The sequence below is a fragment of the Nonomuraea sp. NEAU-A123 genome, from assembly GCF_018603905.1.
Taxonomy (GTDB): Bacteria; Actinomycetota; Actinomycetes; order Streptosporangiales; family Streptosporangiaceae; genus Nonomuraea.
The window spans coordinates 463,571-482,826 of record NZ_JAHFZZ010000005.1; the positions used below are offsets into that span (position 1 = coordinate 463,571).

General features: G+C 70.8%; 18 protein-coding genes. 10 read left to right on the forward strand and 8 right to left on the reverse strand.

What is annotated here, in order from left to right; genetic code table 11:
• Positions 1 to 79: 79 nt before the first annotated feature.
• The 5 genes from KLK06_RS17915 to KLK06_RS17935 are packed head-to-tail and all read right to left on the reverse strand — an operon-like array spanning position 80 to position 5,272.
• On the reverse strand, positions 80 to 865 hold the full coding sequence (locus tag KLK06_RS17915) for an ABC transporter ATP-binding protein (RefSeq protein ID WP_214636601.1): 786 nt from the start codon (positions 863 to 865) through the stop codon (positions 80 to 82).
• Entirely contained in the window at positions 858 to 1,832 is a 975-nt protein-coding gene (locus KLK06_RS17920; protein WP_308168309.1) for an ABC transporter ATP-binding protein, read from the reverse strand. Before KLK06_RS17920 ends, KLK06_RS17915 begins: the two co-directional genes overlap by 8 nt.
• On the reverse strand, positions 1,829 to 2,722 hold the full coding sequence (locus KLK06_RS17925) for an ABC transporter permease (RefSeq protein WP_214636602.1): 894 nt from the start codon (positions 2,720 to 2,722) through the stop codon (positions 1,829 to 1,831). Before KLK06_RS17925 ends, KLK06_RS17920 begins: the two co-directional genes overlap by 4 nt.
• On the reverse strand, positions 2,719 to 3,663 hold the full coding sequence (locus tag KLK06_RS17930) for an ABC transporter permease (protein ID WP_250905556.1): 945 nt from the start codon (positions 3,661 to 3,663) through the stop codon (positions 2,719 to 2,721). The genes KLK06_RS17925 and KLK06_RS17930 overlap by 4 nt, the downstream gene beginning before the upstream one ends.
• A 4-nt stretch (positions 3,664 to 3,667) precedes the next feature.
• Complete coding sequence (locus KLK06_RS17935; protein WP_250905672.1) at positions 3,668 to 5,272, reverse strand: ABC transporter substrate-binding protein; 1,605 nt, start codon at positions 5,270 to 5,272, stop codon at positions 3,668 to 3,670.
• A 137-nt stretch (positions 5,273 to 5,409) separates the two neighbouring features.
• Here KLK06_RS17935 and KLK06_RS17940 point away from each other — a divergent pair, with 137 nt between their 5' ends.
• Positions 5,410 to 5,883: an Lrp/AsnC family transcriptional regulator gene (locus KLK06_RS17940; RefSeq protein ID WP_214636604.1), complete on the forward strand. Its 474-nt coding sequence runs from the start codon at positions 5,410 to 5,412 to the stop codon at positions 5,881 to 5,883.
• 192 nt (positions 5,884 to 6,075) lie between these two features.
• Here the strand turns inward: KLK06_RS17940 and KLK06_RS17945 are convergent, their stop codons facing one another.
• Positions 6,076 to 6,684 (reverse strand): superoxide dismutase, encoded by a 609-nt coding sequence (locus KLK06_RS17945; protein ID WP_214636605.1) that lies wholly within the window; start codon positions 6,682 to 6,684, stop codon positions 6,076 to 6,078.
• A gap of 259 nt (positions 6,685 to 6,943) precedes the next feature.
• On the reverse strand, positions 6,944 to 7,477 hold the full coding sequence (locus tag KLK06_RS17950) for a GNAT family N-acetyltransferase (protein ID WP_214636606.1): 534 nt from the start codon (positions 7,475 to 7,477) through the stop codon (positions 6,944 to 6,946).
• Positions 7,478 to 8,028: 551 nt separating this feature from the next.
• Between KLK06_RS17950 and KLK06_RS17955 the strand changes: the two genes are divergently transcribed.
• Genes KLK06_RS17955 through KLK06_RS17995 form a run of 9 tightly spaced genes read left to right on the forward strand, consistent with a single transcriptional unit; the run spans position 8,029 to position 17,984 of the window.
• Complete coding sequence (locus KLK06_RS17955) at positions 8,029 to 9,690, forward strand: ABC transporter substrate-binding protein (protein WP_214636607.1); 1,662 nt, start codon at positions 8,029 to 8,031, stop codon at positions 9,688 to 9,690.
• Positions 9,690 to 10,640 (forward strand): ABC transporter permease, encoded by a 951-nt coding sequence (locus tag KLK06_RS17960; RefSeq protein ID WP_214636608.1) that lies wholly within the window; start codon positions 9,690 to 9,692, stop codon positions 10,638 to 10,640. Before KLK06_RS17955 ends, KLK06_RS17960 begins: the two co-directional genes overlap by 1 nt.
• Positions 10,637 to 11,473, forward strand: a complete 837-nt coding sequence (locus KLK06_RS59935) for an ABC transporter permease (protein WP_214636609.1) — start codon at positions 10,637 to 10,639, stop codon at positions 11,471 to 11,473. Before KLK06_RS17960 ends, KLK06_RS59935 begins: the two co-directional genes overlap by 4 nt.
• A complete protein-coding gene (locus KLK06_RS17970; RefSeq protein ID WP_214636610.1) occupies positions 11,470 to 13,476 on the forward strand; it encodes an ABC transporter ATP-binding protein in 2,007 nt (668 codons plus the stop codon). Before KLK06_RS59935 ends, KLK06_RS17970 begins: the two co-directional genes overlap by 4 nt.
• A 20-nt stretch (positions 13,477 to 13,496) precedes the next feature.
• The gene (locus KLK06_RS17975; protein WP_214636611.1) at positions 13,497 to 14,141 is read left to right on the forward strand and encodes an alpha/beta fold hydrolase; all 645 of its coding nucleotides are present in this window, start codon (positions 13,497 to 13,499) and stop codon (positions 14,139 to 14,141) included.
• Complete coding sequence (locus KLK06_RS17980; RefSeq protein WP_214636612.1) at positions 14,138 to 15,160, forward strand: 2-oxoglutarate and iron-dependent oxygenase domain-containing protein; 1,023 nt, start codon at positions 14,138 to 14,140, stop codon at positions 15,158 to 15,160. The genes KLK06_RS17975 and KLK06_RS17980 overlap by 4 nt, the downstream gene beginning before the upstream one ends.
• A gap of 2 nt (positions 15,161 to 15,162) precedes the next feature.
• Complete coding sequence (locus tag KLK06_RS17985; protein ID WP_308168310.1) at positions 15,163 to 15,906, forward strand: DUF427 domain-containing protein; 744 nt, start codon at positions 15,163 to 15,165, stop codon at positions 15,904 to 15,906.
• Between the two features lie 60 nt (positions 15,907 to 15,966).
• A complete protein-coding gene (locus KLK06_RS17990; RefSeq protein WP_214636613.1) occupies positions 15,967 to 17,259 on the forward strand; it encodes a hydroxyacid-oxoacid transhydrogenase in 1,293 nt (430 codons plus the stop codon).
• 44 nt (positions 17,260 to 17,303) lie between these two features.
• Positions 17,304 to 17,984, forward strand: a complete 681-nt coding sequence (locus tag KLK06_RS17995; protein ID WP_214636614.1) for a class I SAM-dependent methyltransferase — start codon at positions 17,304 to 17,306, stop codon at positions 17,982 to 17,984.
• Between the two features lie 14 nt (positions 17,985 to 17,998).
• Here KLK06_RS17995 and KLK06_RS18000 read toward each other — a convergent pair whose 3' ends face one another.
• Positions 17,999 to 19,231 carry an alkyl sulfatase dimerization domain-containing protein gene (locus KLK06_RS18000; protein WP_214636615.1) on the reverse strand — a complete coding sequence of 411 codons (1,233 nt, stop codon included), beginning with the start codon at positions 19,229 to 19,231 and terminating at the stop codon, positions 17,999 to 18,001.
• Positions 19,232 to 19,256: the final 25 nt, after the last annotated feature.

Sequence of the window (19,256 nt, forward strand, 5' to 3'; positions counted from 1 at the left end):
GTGGAGTAGGTAACCAGACAAGCAGTGATGAAGCTTCAGGCACCGGCATGTTTCAGACCACACCATTGGCCGGTATCGGTCATCGTGTCTTCGGCACCTGCCAGCCGGGGCGGGGGACGCTCGCGCGCAGCAGCTGCGTGTACGGGTGCTCGGGCGCGTCGAGCACCCGGTCGGTCGGCCCGCGTTCGACGATCGCGCCGTGCCGCATCACGACGACGTCATCGGTGACCTGACGGACCACGGCGAGGTCGTGGCTGATGAACAGGTAGGCCACGCCGGTGCGTTCACGTACGTCCGCCAGCACGTTGAGGACCTGCGCCTGGATGGAGACGTCGAGCGCGGCGACGGACTCGTCGAGGATGAGGATCCGCGGCTCGGCGGCCAGCGCCCGGGCGATGGCCACCCGCTGACGCTGTCCGCCGGACAGCCGTGACGGGAGTGCCGCCATCTGGCGTTCGTCGAGCCCGACGAGGTCGGCCAGCTCGGCCACCCGGGCGCGCCGCCGCCCTCGATCGAGACGGGTGTGCAGCCGCAGGACCTCCTCCACCGCGGCGGCGGGACTCTGGCGGGGGTCGAGGCTGGAGTAGGGATCCTGGAAGACGATCTGGACCTGGCCGCCGCGGTCCCGGCGTTCCCGCGCCGAGCGGGCCGGCTGGGAACGGTCGCGCCCGCACGCGGTGACACGCCCGGCCGTCGGCCGTTCGAGGCCCACGATCATGCGGGCCACGGTGGTCTTGCCGGATCCCGACTCGCCGACGATGGCCAGTGCGCCTGCCGGGGGGAGCGAGAAGCTCACATCCCGTACGGCGGTCGCCTCCCCGAAGTTTTTGCGGAGTCCTTCGACCTCGAGGATCGCGTCAGTCATGGGAAACCGCCAGCTCCTCGGCTCGTACGCAGGCCACCTGGCCGCCATCCAGGGGGCGAAGGTCCGGTCGTTCGTCGTGGCAGCGTTGCCGTACGTGCGGGCACCGGGTGCTGAACGGGCAGCCGTCCGGCGCCTCGAACGCCGACAGCGGCCGGCCCGGGGTGGTCACCAGGCGCTCGGCCCGCCGCTCCAGGGAGGGACGGGCGGCGGCCAGCGCCGCTGTGTAGGGGTGCAGCGCATGGTCGTGCAGCAGTGCCGACGCGCGGATCTCCATGACGCGGCCCGCGTACATCACCGCCGTCCGGTCGCAGACGGCCGCCGCGAGTTCGAGGTCGTGGGTGATGAACAGCATGGCCAGCCCGCGTTCGCGGCGCAGTTCGTCGAGGATGGCCATCACCTCGGCCTGCGTGGTGACGTCGAGCGCGGTGGTGGGCTCGTCGGCCAGCAGCAGGTGCGGCTCGGTGAGCAGCGCGGCGGCGATCATGACGCGTTGCAGCAGTCCTCCGGAGAGCTCGTGCGGGTATTGCCGCAAGCGTCGCGGGCCGTCCGCCACACCCACCTCGTCGAGGACGCGAACCGCGCGGCCCTCGGCCTCCCGCCGGGCGACCCGCTGGTTGACGCGCAGCGCCTCGGTCAGGAAGTCGCCCACGGTGCGGACCGGGTTGATGTGGGCGCGCGGGTCCTGGAAGACCATGGACACGCTGGAGCGAAGGTCGCGCAGTCTCTGCCCGCGTAGCGATGGGACGTCGTTCCCGCGGTAGCGGATCGTCCCCTCCACGAGCGCGCCCGGAGGGAGCAGTCGCACGATCGAGCGGGCGGTCATGGATTTTCCCGACCCCGATTCGCCGACCAGGCCGACCGCCTCTCCGGCGGCGATGCTCAGCGACACGTCGCTGAGGACCGTCCTCATTTCGCCGTCGAGCGGCAGCCTCACCGTCAGGCCGCTGATGCGGAGCAGGTCGTTCACGCGGCGCCTCCTCGCCTGGGACGCCACCAGCGCGACGGGCCGAACGTCCCGCCCTGCCCGGAGCCGTCGGACAGCCGTTCACCGAGCACGTTGAACGCCACGACCAGGACGACGATGCAGCCGCCCGCCAGCAACGACTCGGCCGGGTACCCCTGCAGGACACCGGACTGCCCGCCGGCGACCATGACGCCCCAGTCGGCGTCGGGCGGCTGAACACCGAGGCCGAAGTACGACACGATGGCCAGATCCACCATGGCGTAGCCGAAGAAGAGCGTGGCCTGGGCGGCGATGAGCGGTATGAGGTTGGGCACGAGGTGGCGCAGGCAGATCGCCACCGCCCCCAATCCCTGCACCTCCAGCGCCTGGACGTAGGCTTTGCGCCGCTCGGCCAGGGCCGCGCTGCGCAGCAGCCGGGCGATGTACGGGACGTAGGCCACGGACAGCGCGAGCACCGCCGCGCTCAGGCCCGGACCGAAGACGGCGGCGACGAGCATCGCGAGCAGGACCCCCGGGAAGGCGAAGACCACGTCGAGGGCCGCCGACACGACGGAGTCCAGCCACCCTCCGACCCAGGCGGCCGCGATCGCGATGATCGTTCCGGCCGCCATGCTCAGTGCGACGACCCAGAGGGGGCCGAGCAGCGAGGTTCGCGAGCCGGTCAGCAGGCGGGCGAGAAGATCGCGTCCCTGGCCGTCGTACCCGAGCGGGTGTCCCGCCCCGGGGGCCGCGTAGGCACTGGCGAAGTCGCTGGCGTTCGGGTCGGCGGAGGACAGCGCCGGTCCGAGTACTGAGAGGGCGACCGCTGCGAGGATCACGATGGCGGCCGTCGTGCCGAGCGGTCCCCACCTGTTCGGGCGGCTGCTTCCCAGGAGCGCGGTGATCGCGGTCATGCTCGTCTCCCCAGCTTGATCCGGGGGTCGAGGACCGCGGCCACGACGTCGACCAGGGTGTTGATCAGGACGAATGACGTGACGAGCACGAGCGAGATGCCCTGCACGACGGCGAAGTCCTTGGACAGCGCAGCAGTGACGAGGTAGGAGCCCAGGCCATTGAGGCTGAAGGCCCGTTCCACCACCGCCGCCAGCGCGATCATCGACGCCACGGTCATGCCGGCCAGCGTGCTGATCGGGACGGCGGCGTTGCGCAGGGCGTGGCGGCGTACCACGGCCTGGTAGGGGATGCCGCGGCTGACCGCCGTCTGCACATGTTCGCGGCCCAGCTCCGCGCGCACGGTGGTCCGGGTCACCCGGGCGACGGCCGCGGTGGAGGCCGCTGCCAGGGCGAAGGCCGGAAGCGTGAGGTGGCGGATGCCGTCCCACAGCCCGGAGCCGTTGCCGAGTGCCGGCAGCCACCGCAGGTTCACGGCGAAGATCCCGATGAGCACGATCGCGGCGACGAAGGGCGGAACGGCCACCACCACGGCCGTCGACATCACCACGAGGGAATCCACGATCCCCGGACGCAGCGCCGCCAGCAGTCCGAGCGACACGCCTGCGAGCAGCACGATCAGGGCCGCGTAGAGGATCAGGGCGATGGTCGTCCCGGAGCGGGAGCCGATGAGCTCCGACACGTCGTGCCGGAGGGTGATCGACATGCCCAGGTCGCCCCGTACGGCGTTGCCCAGCCAGGTGGCGTACTGCACGAAGAACGGCTCGTCCAGGTGGTAGCGCTGCACGAGGACCGCGACGCTCTCCGGCGGGAGCGAGCGGCCGCCCGACAGGGTCGCCAGCGGATTGCCCGGTGCGACCGACAGCCCGGCGAACACCACGAAGCTCGACACGAGCAGCGTCGCCGCCAGCATGATCGCCCGCCGCATGAGGTACGCGGCCATGCGCCTAGCCCACCGCCCCGAGCTTGCCGGCCCACGGCGCGAACAGGTGCTGGGAGGACACCGTGGCCCCGGTGAGTTTGGCGTTGAGCACGAGGACCGTGTCGGGGGCGACGATCGGTATCCACGGCAGGTCCCCGGTCACGATCTTCTGCGCCTGCACGGTGCTCTCGGCCCGCTGCCGTGCGTCCTCGGTGCCGCGGGCTCGTTCGAGCAGGTCGGCCACCGCCGGGTTGCGGTAGCGGCCGTAGTCCTGCGGGCCGCCCGGCAGCGACAGCGTCGCGTAGAGGGCTCCGGGATCGGCCCAGTTGGGGTAGTTGGTGGTGAAGAACCCGTCCACGTCGGCGCGAGCTTTCGCATCCAGGAAGAACCCGCTGTAGGCGTCGGTGGACACCGCCTTCAGCCGAGCCTTGAGACCGATCTTCTCGGCCGCCGTCTTGAAGAGGTTGGCCTCGGTGGCGAGCTTGTTCAGCTCGTTGCTCATGCCGAACGTCACGGTCTTGCCGGTCGCGCCGGCCTCCTGGACGAGCTTGCGCGCGGTCTCCAGGTCGGTCTTGGGGTCGGGCAGGCCGTCCCAGGCGGACTGGAAGATCTGCTGCTCGTACCCCCAGGTGCCGGGGGTGCCAAGGGCTCGAGCCGGCCGGGCGCTGTCCTTGTACAGGGTCTTGATGTACGCCTCGCGGTCGATGGCCAGCGACAGGGCGCGGCGGACGCGTACGTCGGAGAGCGTCCCCTTGCCCACGTCGGCGACGATCAGCGCGTCGATGAGGTACGACGGGCCGTGGTAGACCTTCACCGTGCCGCCGGCGCGGATCTGCTCCATCGTCGACAGCGGCAGCTCGAGGTAGGCGCCGTCCACTTCTCCGGTGAGCAGTGCCGCGGTCAGCGTGGCCTCGTCGGGGATGCCCCTGAAGTCGATCTGCCGCACCAGCGGGGACTCCGCGCGGTTCCAGTAGGCGTCGTTGCGTACGACGGACAGCACGTCGCCGGTGCGCCACTGGCCGAGCTTGAAGGCGCCGGTGCACATGGCACCGCCCTTCACCGTGCCGTAGTCCTTGCCCTTGGCCGCGACGTAGCCCTTCGACACCACCATGCCCGGCATGTACGACAGGACGTTGCGCAGCCAGTAGTCCGCCTGCTTCAGCTTCAGGGTGACCTCCAGCGGGCCGGAGGCCTCGACCGAGGTCACCCGGTTCAGGACGGGCACCCAGTAGCCGCCGCCCTTGGGGTCGCGGTTGCGCTCGATGCTGAAGGCGACGTCTTCGGCGGTCATGGGGGAGCCGTCCCAGAACGTCACGCCCTTGCGCAGCGTCAGAACGGCGGTCTTCGGGTCGGGGAAGTCCAGCCGGGTCGCGAGGCCGGGCTCCACCGATCCGTCCGGCGCCTGGCGGAACAGCGACTCGCACATGAGGCTCGTCACGGTGATCTCGGGATAGTCGCCCGCGGTGATCGGGTCGATCGAGGTGGTGCCCCGGTAGAGCGCCCAGGTGACCTTGTCGACCTGCCCGACCCCGGCGGGGGTCGTCGTGACGAGGTCCTGTTCGGGCGTGCTCCCCGGAGCCGCCGTGCCCGCAACCCCTCCGCCGTCCCTGTAGCAGCCCGAGGTGATCATCACCAGCGCCACCACTCCAGTGGCGACACTCCGCTTTCGCCAGCCTTGCATCTGAAACCGCCCATCGCCCCTCAGGTCTTAAGTAGTCGAACGATCGCTCAAATAACGGCCAGCGTCAAGGCATGTTCTCGTGAAAGATGCTCTCAGGGGGCGATCGGATCGGCGGGGATCGCCGTACGGTCGTCAGGGGTTCGGTGGTCGTCCGGCGTGGCCCTGCGGACCAGCTGGCCGCCGCCACCGGATGGTCCGAGTCCACCGTCTGCCGCCGCCTTGAGGAGTTGCGCCGCAACGACGTGCTCCACTTCGAGGTCGAGATCGATCCCATGCTGTTCGGGTACGCCACCGAGGCCGTGCTGTGGCTGACCGTCGCCCCCTCCGAACTGACCGCGGTGGCCCAGGCGCTGGCCGGCCACCCCGAGATCGCCTTCGCGGCGGCCACGACCGGCGATCCCAACATGATCGCCTTCACGGTGTGCGCCGACCCCAGCGCCCTGTACGACTACCTCGCCACCCGTATCGGCGCCTTGCCCGGAGTGCTGAAGGTGGAGACCGCGCTGATCGCCCGCAACGTCAAACGCGCCGGTGCCCGCCTGCTGCCGATGTCCCGCTGACCGCCGCCCCCGGATCGCTGTCGCGGCGGGGTCGGCGGGCGATCTGGGCAGCCGGAGCCCAGGGCCTGGATGTGCCACGGGCCCGCACGCCGGGTGGACCATCATCAAGGAAGGCCGGCGTGCGGGCGCCGAGTTCAGGAGGGCCCGGCTGAGAGGTTGTCACGGGCCGATGCGGGGATCAGCAGGACGGCCTCATGAGGTGACGCCGCGGGCGGCGTCGTAGCGGGCGATGACGTCGTTCCAGTTGATCAGGCCCCAGAGTTTCTCGACGTAATCGGGCCGGACGTTGCGGTACTGCAGGTAGTAGGCGTGCTCCCAGGCGTCGAAGACCAGCAGCGGGGTGGTGTTCATGCCGATGTTGCCGTGGTGGTCGTAGACCTGTTCGACCACCAGGCGGCGCCCCAGCGGCTCCCAGGCCAGCACACCCCAGCCGGAGCCTTGCACGGTGCTGGTGGCGGTGGTGAGCTGCTTGCGGAACGCTTCGAAGGAGCCGAAGTGCTCGGCGATGGCGTCGCCCAGCTCGCCGTCGGGGCGGTCACCGCCATCGGGGGACAGGTTCTGCCAGAAGATCGTGTGCAGGACGTGTCCGGACAGGTGGAACGCGTACGTCTTCTCCAGCCCCACCAGGCCGCCGAACTCTCCCTTGTCCCGGGCTTCGGCCAGCCGCTCCAGGGTGTCGTTGGCGCCCTTGACGTAGGCGGCGTGGTGCTTGGCGTGGTGCAGTTCCAGGATCTCGCCGGTGATGGCGGGTTCCAGCGCCGCATAGTCGTAGGGCATGTCGGGCAGCGTGTACTGGCTCATATGTTCCCTTCTCCCTTGTCGCGGTTGATTCGGCCGCGCGCCGAGCACTGGATTGACCGTGTCAGGCCCCGACCCCAGCCCCGGCATCGCCGCATCCTCCGGCGACGACGCCGCCGTCCGCGAAGGAGCCGAACAAGCGGTCAACGCCAGGACGATCGCCCCCGGCAGTGCCCATCCACGCGCCATGCAGGCGACATTAAAGCGAAGATCTCGTTATTGCAAACTAGTTGCAATAAGGTGGAGTTTGCCGATCGCCGGATCAGCTTGGAGACAGGAACACGACGACGTCCGTCTCGTTGCCCGGGAGGGGTTCGGGCTCCTGCCAGCCGATGCGGCGGTAGAAGGCGAGCGTGTCGTGCGCCTGGTTCCAGGCCAGCAGCCACGCCCGGCCGCCGGGCGCAGTGGCGGTGAGGGCGGACAGCAGCCGCCGTCCTAGACCGGTGCCGCGGGCGTGTGACCGTACTCCCAGTTCGTCGACCTCGAAGGCGCCCACCAGCAGATCGCTCACCCGGTCGGCGCCGAGTCGCGTGGTCACCTTCCCGTAGGCGCGGTCGGTGCGGAACGGGGCTTGGGTGGTCCAGCCCGTGACGAAGCCATCTATTTCACCGTCGTCTGACATCGCCAGCATGGCCCGGAAACCGGGGCGGTGCGCGTCCGACTCGATCCGCTCCCGGAACGCCGCCCGGGTCGCCTCGGCGTCCCGGTGCTGCCAGGGCGGGGCGGTGAAGATCTCGACGTATGCCTCGGTGAGTTGGTCGGCGACGACAAGGATGTCCAGCTCGAAGTATCGCATGGCGAGCAAACTTATCTCGGTAACTCGCCGGGTGCCGTGAGAGACCGATTCCCGGGCGCCAGTGGACAAGCGCACTCACGTAGGGCATCGAAAGGAAGGAGTGGCTCCGATGCAAAAATTAAGCAGGCCTCTGTAACCGCTGGACCAGCAGGTCGGTCGCTTCCGCGCGACTGCGCGAGGTGGCACGCGGTCGTCGAGAAAAAGGACGCGGAAATAATCATCGAGCGATTCCGCCAACGAGCCCCGTTATTGCTGGAGCTTTTTCCATCGCCATGGCGCGCCGGCCGGCGGAAATGGCGTTTCCGGCCTGTTCGTGGGCGCCGGGAAAAGCGGCCGCGTCGTGACCTGCCGCGAAGGGCCGGTGTCTCGGCGTTCGGCATCGGCGAGACCAACGCTCCCCTCGTGGGGGAGTCGCCGGACACGCGCCCGCCCCGCCGCCCCCGCCCCCGCGAGGACGTCCCCCGCAGTTCGCCGACAGTGGGGAGCTCTCCATTGACAACATTCTATCCCTACCTGAATAGTGGGATATCGAACGTCACCAAGGAGCTCCAATGAGGGAATTGCCCCGTCCCTTCGACAGGCCCGGCCCACCCGTCGCGGCGAAGCACGTCATCAGCGCCGCAGCGGTGCCCGCCATGACCCGGCGGACCCTGCTCGCCGGGACGGGAGGCGGCGCTCTCGCGCTGCTGCTGGCCGCCTGCGGAACAGGCGACGGCGTGGCCTCACAGACCGGCGCGGACACGACTGCCAAAGCGTCCGCGCCACCCCGCCCGGGCGGGACCCTCCGCGCAGGATCGCCCCCGCCGCCCACCGCCGTGGACCCGGTCACCATGTACGACGGTTCGGCCATCGCCATCGTGCAGCTCGTCGCCGAGTACCTGATCTGGCTCGACCGGGACTTCAGCCTGAAGCCGAGGCTGGCCGAGAAATGGGAGTCCGAGGAGGGCGGCAAGCGGTGGGCGTTCACGTTGCGCCAGGGCGTCACCTTCTCCGACGGCACGCCGCTCGACGCGGAGACCGTCAAGGCGAGCTTCGACCGGCTGCTCGACCCCGACTCCAAGTCGGCCGCCCTGTCGGCGTTCGACACGGTGCTGGCCAAGGGAGGGGTGAGCGTCCGCGACGCCGCCACGGTCGTCTTCACGCTCGAACGGGCCTTCTCCGACTTCCCGTACCTGGTCTCGGCCGGCAACTACAACGCGGTCATCCTCAAGAAGGACTACGCGGGGAACTTCACCAAGAAGCCGATCGGCACCGGGCCGTTCCTGCTGGAGTCGTACGACGCCGCGTCGGGGGCGACGTTCACCCGTAACCCGAAGTACTGGGAGCCGGGCAAGCCGTACCTCGACGGGGTGCAGATCAAGTTCTACGCCGACGACCAGGCGGACCTGCTGGCGCTGCAGAGCGGCGAGATCGACGCGCAGATCCTCAGCCGCCCGCAGCTCGTCGGCCCGCTCAAGGGCATCGGCGACATCACCGTCGACCAGGTCCAGGGCACCGGGCTGACCGCGTTCACGCTGCGTACGGATCGGGCGCCGTTCGACCGCAAGGAGGCGCGGCAGGCCGTCGCGTACGCGCTCGACCGGCCGGGCGTGAACGCCACGGTCTACGACGGCATCGGAGCCTTGGGCAACGACCACCTGTTCGCCCCCTTGTTCCCCGCCGCGCCGGGCGATGTCCCGCAGCGGGCGAAGGACCCGGCCAAGGTCGCCGAACTGCTCGGCGGGCAGCCACTGTCGTTCACGCTGACGTATGACCCGCCGAGCAAGGACTACGCGCTGACCGTCCAGAACCAGCTCAAGCAGGCGGGCATCCAGGTCGAGCTGGAACAGCGCAGTTCGGCCGACTTCTACGGCGGCGACCAGGACAAGGACACGCCGTGGCTGTTCTCCACCGCGAACCTGGTCGGCTGGGCCGGGCGCGCGACCCCCAGCCAGTTCGTCATTCCCATGGTCAAGGGCGGCGGCGTGTGGAACGGCTCCAAGTACGCCAACTCCGCCCTGGACGCCGCCGCCGACGCCTACGACGCGGCCCAGACCGACGACGAACGCAAGGCACAGGCTGAGATCATCGCCAAGGCGCTGCACGAGGACGTGCCGGTGATCGTGTCGGTGTGGAGCGGAACCGTACGGGCCTACAACGCCGGGAAGTTCACCGGCATCCAGGCGCATCCGTCGAGCTACGTCGACTTCAGCTCGGTCTCCCAGGTGGTGTGATGCGGTTCCTGCTGCGCCGGCTGGTGGCCGTACCGCTCACCTTGCTCGGGGTGTCGGTGCTGGTGTTCGTCACGACCGAGTTGGTGCCCGGCGACGTCGCGCGCACGATACTCGGCCGTGAGGCGAGCGCGGAGTCGGTCGCCCGGTTGCGCGGGCAGCTCGGCCTGGAGCGGCCCCTGCCAGCGCGGTACGCGGACTGGCTGGGCGGCTTCGTCACCGGCAGATGGGGCGAGTCCTACACGCTGCGGGTGCCGGTCCGCGACCTCGTGCTCGACCGGCTGTCGGCCTCGATGCTGCTGGCCGCGCTGGCGTTCGCGCTGCTCGTGCCGGTCGCGGTCACGCTTGGTCTGGTCGCGGGCGTCAACCATGACCGGCCGATGGACCGGCTGGTCAGCGTGACGGGGCTGGCGCTGGGCGCGACTCCGGAGTTCGTGACCGGCGTGATTCTGCTGGTGGTGTTCGCCGTGCGGCTGCGCTGGTTCCCCGCCTCGGCCAAGGCGCCGGACGGCTCCTCGCTGCTCGCCAGGCTCGGCCACCTGGCGCTGCCCGCGTTCTCGCTGGTGGTGCTCTGCACCGGGTACGTCGCCCGGCACGTCCGAGCCGGCGCGGTGACCGCGATCGAGAGCCCGTACGCGAGCGCCGCCGAGCTGCGCGGTCTGACCAGGTGGCAGGTGGTGCGGCGGCACGTGCTGCGCAACTCCACCATCTCGGCCACCAGCGCGCTCGGCGTGCAGCTGCAGTTCCTGCTGGGCGGGCTGGTCACGGTGGAGCTGCTGTTCAACCATCCCGGCATCGGGGCGTTGCTGCTGTCGTCCGCGGTCGACAAGGACCTGCCGACGCTGCAGGCGACGGCGATGGTGCTGGGCCTGCTCTACATGCTGATCGTCTTGGCGGCCGACGTCGCGTTCCGGCTGCTCGATCCGCGGATCCGGCTGGGGGCGGCATCGTGACCGCCATCGCGCTCCCGTACGCGCGGCGGCGCCACGGGGCCGCTCTGGGAATCGGTGCGGCGATCATCGTCGCGTGGGCGGTGGTCGCGGCGTTCTGGCCGCAGCTCGTGCCGTACGAGCCGGATCTGCTGGATCCGGCGAGCCGCTTCCTCCCGCCGGGCAGCGCGCACTGGCTGGGAACCGACCAGTTCGGCAGGGACACCTTCTCGCGGCTGCTCGCCGGGTCCAGGCCGGTGCTCCTGGTGGCGCCGGCGGCGACCGCGCTGGCGGTCGTGGCCGGGGCGCTGGTGGGGCTGGCGGCCGGCACCTACGGCGGCGTGGTGGACGAGATCGTCATGCGGGTGCTCGACGCCGTCGTGGTCTTTCCCTCCATCATCGCCACCGTGCTGGTCGTGGCGCTGGCGGGACGGTCGGTCACGGTGATGGTGCTGGTCATCGCCGCCTCGTTCGTGCCGATCGTGGCGCGCAGCGTGCGCGCGGCCACGCTGGTGGAGCGGGAGAAGTCGTACGTCGAGGCGGCCCGGCTGCGCGGTGAGCGGTCCTGGGGGCTGACGGTACGCGAGATCCTGCCGAACGTCTCCTCGACGGTGATCGTGGAGGCGACGTCCCGCTTCGGCGACGCGATCTTCGCCGCCGCCACGCTGTCGTTTCTTGGGCTGGGGCAGCCACCCGGCTCACCGGACTGGGGGGCGTCGGTGTCGGACAACCGGTTGTGGCTGCAGCTGGCGCCCTGGACGGTGCTCGCGCCGGCGCTGGCCATCGCCTCACTCGTGGTCGGGATCGCGCTGGTCGCCGACGCCCTGCGCGGGCGCTGGGAGGCGGGGCGATCGTGAGCGGGCTCCGCGTCGAAGAGCTGTCCGTCGCCTATGGCGGGAAGGTCGCGGTGAACGGAGTGTCGTTCACAGTGGCGCCTGGTCAGACGTACGGGCTCGTGGGGGAGTCGGGGTGCGGCAAGACGACCATCGGGCGAGCGTTCGGGCGCCAGGTCGCGCGGAGCGGTCTGATCACCGGGGGCCGGATCGTCGTTGACGACGTGGACGTGCTCGGGTTGTCGCCCGCGGCGCTGCGGCGCTGGCGGGCCGAGGCGCTGGCCGTCGTCCAGCAGGAGGCGAGCGCCGCGCTCGACCCGACCATGCGGATCGGCACGCAGCTCGCGCAGGCGCTGCGCGCACGGGGACGCGATCGTGCCGCCGCGCGCCAAGAGGTGCCCGAGTTGCTGGAGCGGGTCCGGCTGCCCGACCCCGCCGCGATCGCCCGCCGTTACCCGCACCAGCTCTCCGGCGGGCAGCAACAGCGGGTGGTCATCGCCGCCGCGCTGGCCGCGCGCCCTCGGCTGCTCGTCCTCGACGAGCCCACGACCGGTCTCGACGCCGCTGTCGAGCGGGAGATCCTCGACCTCATCGGAGAGCTGCGCACCGAACTCGGGGCGGCGGTGGTGCTGATCAGCCACGACCTCGGCCTGGTCGGGCGGCTGTGTGACCGGGTGGGGGTCCTGTACGCGGGCCGCCTGGTGGAGGAGGGCCCGGCCGGCAAGGTCCTGTCCGATCCCGCGCACCCGTACCCGGCGGCACTGCTGGCCAGTACGCCGGGGCTGGGCCGGAACCGGCGCACGCACCCGCTGACGGCCATCCCGGGCCACCCGCCCGCGCCAGGGGAGCAGCAGGACGGCTGCTCCTTCGCGCCACGCTGCCCCCTGGCAGACGACCTGTGCCGATCCACTGTGCCCACTCTGTCCACCGCGCCCGACGGATCGACAGCGGGCCTTCACCTGGTGCGCTGCCACCATCCAGGCCAGACCGCGCAAGCCGTCTCCCAGCCGGAGCCGCTGCCGGAGCCGCAGTCGGCCGCGTCGCGGTCGGCCGAGTCGGATCGTCGGCCGGAGTCCGCCGTGTCCCAGCCCTCGCCCCTCCCGCCGGACGGCGGGCCGTTGCTGGAGGTCCGTGGACTGACCCGCCGCTACGGCAAGACCGTTGCCGTGGACGGCGTCGATCTGGTGATCCGGCGGGGTGAGGTGGTCGGGCTGGTCGGCGAGTCCGGCAGCGGGAAGACCACCCTCGCCAGGACGGTGGCCGGGCTGGGCGGACGCGGACCGGGAACGATCACGTTGCGTGGCCGGCCGCTGCATCCCTCCGCGACGCGGCGGGCGCCCGAGCAGCGGCGCGCCATCCAGATGGTGTTCCAGAACCCCTACTCCTCGCTCAACCCGAGCCACACCATCCGCACCATCCTCACCAAGGCCGCGCGCAGCCTCGGCGGGCCGCTCGATCCGGCGGGGCTGGCGCATGAGGCGGGGCTCGACGCGCACGTTCTCGATGCCCGGCCCGAGCGGCTGTCCGGCGGGCAGCGGCAGAGGGCGGCCATCGCCCGCGCCTTCGCCGGGGTCCCCGACCTGGTGGTGTGCGACGAGCCGGTGTCCGCGCTGGACGTGAGCGTGCAGGCCGGGGTGCTGCGGCTGCTCGACGACCGGCAGCGGGCGAGCGGCACGTCGTACCTGTTCATCTCGCACGACCTCGCCGTCGTCGGCTATCTCGCGGACCGGATCGCGGTGATGTACCGAGGTCAGGTCGTCGAGCAAGGGCCGGCCGAGCAAGTGCTGCACGGCCCGCACCACCCCTACACGGCGGTCCTCGTCGGCAGCCACCCGCCCGCACCCCCGGGGCAGGGGGACGGCGCCGGTACGGGCTGCCGGTTCGCGGCCGACTGCCCGAGCCGCGTCGACGGGCTGTGCGACACGAGCGTGCCCCCGGTGCGCGACCTCGGCCAGGAGCATGTCGTCCACTGCCACCTCGACCCCGCCCGTCTCCCGCACCGCGCCCAAGGGAGCACGGCGCCCTGACCCTCTCTCCAGGAGGCAGCATGTCCACATCCGCCCAATCCGACAATGAATTCGCAGACCTGCCAGGACCGGTCCAGCGCCGCTGGGTCACCGTCTCCACCGGCGAGCACGTGAGCGGTGTCGTCTGGGGGTCCGGCCCGCCGGAGGCCGTGCTGCTGCACGCCGCCGGTGGCAGCGCCCGCGACTGGGACGGCCCGCTGTCCGGGCTCAGCCGCCCCGCGCTCGCCCTGGACCTGCCGGGACACGGCAGGTCCAGCCGCCACGCGGCCGTTTACGCGCCGCGCAAGCTCGTCCTTCCCGTCGCCGAGGCGATCAAGTCGTTCGCCCCGAAGGCCAAGGCGGTGGCCGGGGCCGGGCTCGGCGCGCTCACCGCCGTCGCGCTGGCGGCCCGGCATCCCCATCTGGTTCCCGCTCTGATCCTGATCGGAACCCTGCCCGGCCACCCTGATCCCTCGGACGACGAGTACCTCTGGAACGGCCTGTCCGGCCTGGCCGCCGCCGGAACGCCCATCACCGTGGTCCGAGCCGACCTGTCCGACGCCGCCGTGGCCGAGCTCCGCGACCGCGTCCCCGCCGCGCGGCTCCTCTCCGCGGGGCGGCTCGACACCGCCGCCGAACTCGCCGACCTCCTGCTGACCGGCACCACCACAAGGAGTACCGCATGACCGCCCGCATCCCCGTCATCGACCTCGAACTCGCCCTCAGCGACGACGCCCCGCCCGAACTGCTCGCCGCCGCACGCGAGTCGGCCGAGCGGATCGGCATCATCCAGGTGACCAACCACGGAGTGCCCGACGAGCTCATCGACGGCTTCCATGACTCCATCGGCCGTGTCCTGGCCCTTCCCCGGGAGGAGAAGGCGGAGCTGGCCAGCCCCACCGGCCATCCCTACCGCGGCTGGCGGCAGTGGCCGGACGACTTCGGCCGCCTGGAGCTGGAACGCTTCAACATCGGCCAGTTCGGCAGCGTCGAGGAGGCCGAGGTGGCCGGACTCAGCGAGGAGTACGCCCAGCTCTACGCTCACCCCAACGTGTGGCCGGAGCAGGAGCCGGGGCTGAAGGACCTGGCCGCGCGCTACCACGACGCCTCGGTCGGGGTGGCCGAGAAGGTGCTCACCCTGTACGCGCGGCTGCTCGGCGTCCCCGCCGAGACCTTCCCCACCTCCGGACGTCCCTACTACACCAGTTTCGTCGTCAACGACTACCCGACCTGGACCCACGACGGCGGCGAGGCGGACGAGGACAAGCTGCTGCTGCTCGAGCACGCCGACGGCTCCGCGCTCACGGTGCTGCACCAGCGCGGCGACTATGCCGGGCTGCAGGGCCGCGGCCCCGACGGCGAGTGGATACCGGTGCCGATCGTGCCCGGAGCCCTGCAGGTGTTCTCCGGCCACATCCTCACCAAGTGGACCAACGGCCGTCTGTCCGCGGGCACGCACCGAGTGGTCGCGGGCGGCTCGGTCACCAGGCGCTCGACCGGCGTGTTCTGGCATCCCAGCCTGGACACGGTGATCGAGCCGCTGGCCCCGTTCGTCGGCCCCGAGGGCTCGGACTACGAGCCGGCGCTGCTGTGGGACCGGGCCAAGCGGCAGGTCGAGGAGTACCTGGAGGTGTTCGGCCGGCCCGACCAGATCGCGGCGTGGCGCGAGCGCCGCCCGTACGTCGCCGAACTGGCGGAGGCCTGACCGTGCCCGCGTCCGGAACCTTCAACTGGGAGCCGAGCGAGCGCTGGGTGCGCGGCCTCCGCGACGGCGTCGTGGTCGTCGACACCCGCGCTCCCGTGCTCGTCTGGGAGCCGGACCACCCGGTGCCCCGGTACGCCTTCCCGGCCGGTGACGTACGTACCGACCTGCTGCGTGACGTCGGGGAGCCGCCGGGCGTCCGTTACGACCTCGCGGTCGGGGACGCGCTCGTGCGCGACGCCGCCTGGCGGTACCCGGAACTGCCCGATCACATCGCCTTCGCGTGGTTCCGGCATCCCGAGGTGGTGCTCGACCACTGGTACGAGGAGGACGAGGAGATCTTCGTGCACCCCCGCGACCCGTACAAGCGGGTGGACCCGATACCCAGCTCCCGGCACGTCGTGGTCGAGATCGGCGGGCGGGTGGTCGCGGAGACGCGCGACCCGGTGCTGCTGTTCGAGACCGGCCTGCCGACCCGCTACTACATCCCGCCCGCCGACGTACGGTTCGACCTGCTGGAGCCCACCGAGACGCACACCCGCTGCCCGTACAAAGGGGTGGCCTCCTACTGGTCGCTCAAGGACGGCGGCGCGCCGCGCGACCTCGCCTGGGCCTACCCCGACCCCATCCCCGCCACGGCACCGATCCAGGGGCACGTGGCCTTCTACAACGAGGCCGTGGACATCGTCGTCGACGGCGTCAAGCAGGACCGCCCGGTCACGCTCTTCAGCGAGGGACTGAAGCGCTGACCCCGAGCGCCGGGCTCCCTGCCGGAGGCGTGATGCTCCAGGACGGGTAAGGGGACCAGCATGACGACCACGCCTCCGGTCAACCCCGAGACCGTCTTCACCTACGGCGCGCCCCAGTTGAAGTTCGGCAACGGCGCCGCCGACGAGATCGGCTTCGACCTCAGCCGGTACGGCGGCGTCCGGCGCGTCCTGATCGTCACCGATCAGGGCGTCGCCGCCACCGGCACCCCGCATCGGATCGCCGATCAGATCCGCGCCCATGGCCTCGACGCCCAGCTCTACGACCAGGTCCACGTCGAACCGACCGACGCCAGCCTCGACGCCGCCGTCGCACACGCCCATGCCACCGGCCCCTGGGACGCGATCGTCGGCGTCGGCGGCGGGTCCAGCATCGACACCGCCAAGGCGATCAACTTGATGCTCACCAACCCCGGCGAGCTGATGGACTACGTCAACGCCCCGGTCGGGCTGGGCAGAGCCCCGGTCAATCCGCTCAAGCCGCTCATCGCCGTACCCACGACCACCGGAACCGGCGCGGAGAGCACCACCATCTGCGTGCTCGACGTGCTGTCACTCAAGGTCAAGACCGGCATCAGCCACGCCAGGCTGCGCCCGGCACTCGCCGTCGTCGACCCCGACCTGACGCTGACCCAGCCCGCGCTCGTGACCGCCTCAGCCGGCATGGACATCCTCTGCCACGCGGTCGAGAGTTACACCGCCCGCTGGTACACCGGCGGCGAGCGTAAACGCCCTGAGCAGCGAGTGCCCTACTGCGGTGCGAACCCGATCTCCGACATGTGGGCCGAGCAGGCCATGCGGCTGCTGGCCAGGTCGTTCCGGCGGGCCGTGCGCCACGGCGACGACGCGGCGGCCCGCGGCGAGATGGCCCTGGCCGCGACGTTCGCCGGGATGGGGTTCGGCAACGCCGGCGTGCACATCCCGCACGCCAACGCCTACCCCATCGCCGGACAGGTGCGCGACTTCCACCCGAAGGGGTATCCCGGGCATGAGCCGATGGTCCCGCACGGGATGTCGGTCGCGCTCACGGCGCCGGAGGCGTTCAAGTTCACCTTCCGGGCGGCGCCGGAACGCCACCTGCGCGCCGCCCGGCTGCTCGCCCCGGACCGGCGGGAACCGGCTGAGGCGGCCGAGTTCCTGCCGTCCGTCCTCATCGACCTCATGAGCGACATCGGCCTCCCCAACGGGATCGGCGCCGTCGGCTACGGCACGGGCGACATAGACGCACTCGTCGAAGGGGCGATGAGACAGCAGCGCCTGCTCGCGACCGCTCCGCTGCCGGTGACCGAGGACGACGTGGCGGGCATCTTCGCCCGCTCGATCGAACTGTGGTGACCCAGACGTCCAGGCCTCCACGCGGTTCCTGGCACCATCGGAATGTGGCTCACGCAGACATGATCATGTCGTCTCGTTCCTTCCTCGAATACCGGGCCATGTTCGCGCTCGACGAACGTGACCTGGACGGCGTCCTCCTCGACTGCGCCGGGGGCGCGTCCGGCTTCGTCGCCGAGGCCGGCGCGATGGGCGTCCGGGCTCTGGCGGCGGACCCGCTTTACGCGCATGGCGCCGCCGTGCTCGCCGAGCGCCTGTCGGCCGACCTGGAGCAGGGCAACGCCATGATCAGCGCGAACGCCGACCGGTTCGTATGGGAGTGGTACGGCTCGGCCGAACGCCGCCGGGAGCTGCGGCTGCGCGCCAGGAGCGCGTTCATCGCCGACATCCACCGGCGGCCCGGCGCTTATCTCGCCGCCCGCCTGCCACACCTCCCGCTGGCCGATGGAAGCGCGGACCTGGTGCTCTGCTCACACCTGCTGTTCACCTGGGCCGACCGGCTGGATCAGGAGTGGCACCGGGCGGCGATCATGGAAATGAGCCGGGTCAGCCGGCGCGAGGTGAGGATCTTCCCGCTGGTCCGCATGGGCGACGGCGAGCCGGTCCCGTTTCTCGACACGCTTCGAGCGGATCTGCGGGCCGAAGGGCTGGCGTGCGCGGTCCGCGAGGTCCCGTACGAGTTCCAGCGCGGCGCCCGCCACATGCTGACCGTCGCCAAGCGCCGGTGAACAAGGCGATGCTCTCACGAGCGCTGCCTGGACTCCGTGGCGGCCCAGGCGAAGATGCCCTTCGCCATGAGGGACAGCTCGCCGGCCGCCCTGGCGGAAAAGACCTCCGCGCGTACGCGATGCACCCCCGCGTCATCCGGAGCCGCCAGGGCGGCCATTTCCGCCAAATGCCCGGCCAGCCGCTCGTCGCCGCCGGAAAGGGCCTTGAGCGCCGCGTCCGCGAGGGCTCGCGCCCCGCCCGCCAGCTCCGCGACCGCTTTCGCCAGCACCGCCTCGGGGGCGGGCTTCAGATGGGCCGGATTGCCGTCGTACCAGCCGCCGTACAGGCGCCACAGATTGTGTACGACGAACTCCGGCTCGTCGTACCGTGCCCGCAGATAGGGCCGGTCGGCGAGATGCTCCGGCGCCTTCACGGAGTGGACGATCTCGTCGAGCCGCGCGCCCGCGTTGAGCAGTTCCAGGGTCTGCGTGACGAGCGACTCCAGCCATTCGGCCGTTTCCAGCAACGCCTGCCGGATGCGGTCACGGCCGAAGATCGGGGCGCCGTGGCCGGGAAGCATGATTTCGGCGTCCATGGCGGCCATCCGGTGCAACGCGTGCACCCATTCGCGGGGATAGCGCTGCGCCTTCTGCGGGTTGCCGCAGTTGGGCGTCACCCAGATGAACAGGTCTCCGGGCAACAGCAGCTTGTGCTCGCGTACGTAGCCGATGGTCCCGTCGTCGGTCTCGCCCTTGGCGTGCACGAGGTCGAACGTGAGCCCGCCGCGCCGCACGGTCAGCGCGTCTGTGTAGGTCACGTCCGGACGGCGGTAGTCGGTGGGCCAGCGGAGCCCGGCGGCCTGGAACTGCCGCTGGTTGATCACCGAGTTGTAGCCATTGGTCAATACATAACGCTCGAACCGATCAACAACCGCCTGGTGGGCGTAGATCGTGGCCGACGGCCCCGATTCCTCGAACGGCCCCGTCCCGAAGACGTGATCGATGTGCCCGTGCGAGTAGAACGCGGCGGTCAGCGGTGCCCGCGTCCAGGCCCGGACGTCCTCGTGCAATTTCGCCGCCGAGAACGAGCCGCCGGTGTCGAACAACACCAACTCGCCTTCGGTCTCGAACGCGGTCACGTTGCCGAACCCCGGCCACCAGCCGAGACCGTCGGTGATCGGCTGTACGCCCTTGCCCTGCATGCCCGCGTCCACGACGCTGTCGTCTGATTCGCCGCGCCACACGCGTTCGGCGTACTCGATAATCATGGGGCAACCCTGCTTCTAGAACCCG

Coding starts and splice junctions, on each gene's coding strand:
- KLK06_RS17915 (WP_214636601.1), bottom strand. CDS start 865: ATGACTGACGCGATCCTCGAGGTCGAAGGACTCCGCAAAAACTTCGGG.
- KLK06_RS17925 (WP_214636602.1), bottom strand. CDS start 2,722: ATGACCGCGATCACCGCGCTCCTGGGAAGCAGCCGCCCGAACAGGTGG.
- KLK06_RS17930 (WP_250905556.1), bottom strand. CDS start 3,663: ATGGCCGCGTACCTCATGCGGCGGGCGATCATGCTGGCGGCGACGCTG.
- KLK06_RS17935 (WP_250905672.1), bottom strand. CDS start 5,272: ATGATCACCTCGGGCTGCTACAGGGACGGCGGAGGGGTTGCGGGCACG.
- KLK06_RS17940 (WP_214636604.1), top strand. CDS start 5,410: ATGCTCTCAGGGGGCGATCGGATCGGCGGGGATCGCCGTACGGTCGTC.
- KLK06_RS17945 (WP_214636605.1), bottom strand. CDS start 6,684: ATGAGCCAGTACACGCTGCCCGACATGCCCTACGACTATGCGGCGCTG.
- KLK06_RS17950 (WP_214636606.1), bottom strand. CDS start 7,477: ATGCGATACTTCGAGCTGGACATCCTTGTCGTCGCCGACCAACTCACC.
- KLK06_RS17955 (WP_214636607.1), top strand. CDS start 8,029: ATGAGGGAATTGCCCCGTCCCTTCGACAGGCCCGGCCCACCCGTCGCG.
- KLK06_RS17960 (WP_214636608.1), top strand. CDS start 9,690: ATGCGGTTCCTGCTGCGCCGGCTGGTGGCCGTACCGCTCACCTTGCTC.
- KLK06_RS17975 (WP_214636611.1), top strand. CDS start 13,497: ATGTCCACATCCGCCCAATCCGACAATGAATTCGCAGACCTGCCAGGA.
- KLK06_RS17980 (WP_214636612.1), top strand. CDS start 14,138: ATGACCGCCCGCATCCCCGTCATCGACCTCGAACTCGCCCTCAGCGAC.
- KLK06_RS17990 (WP_214636613.1), top strand. CDS start 15,967: ATGACGACCACGCCTCCGGTCAACCCCGAGACCGTCTTCACCTACGGC.
- KLK06_RS18000 (WP_214636615.1), bottom strand. CDS start 19,231: ATGATTATCGAGTACGCCGAACGCGTGTGGCGCGGCGAATCAGACGAC.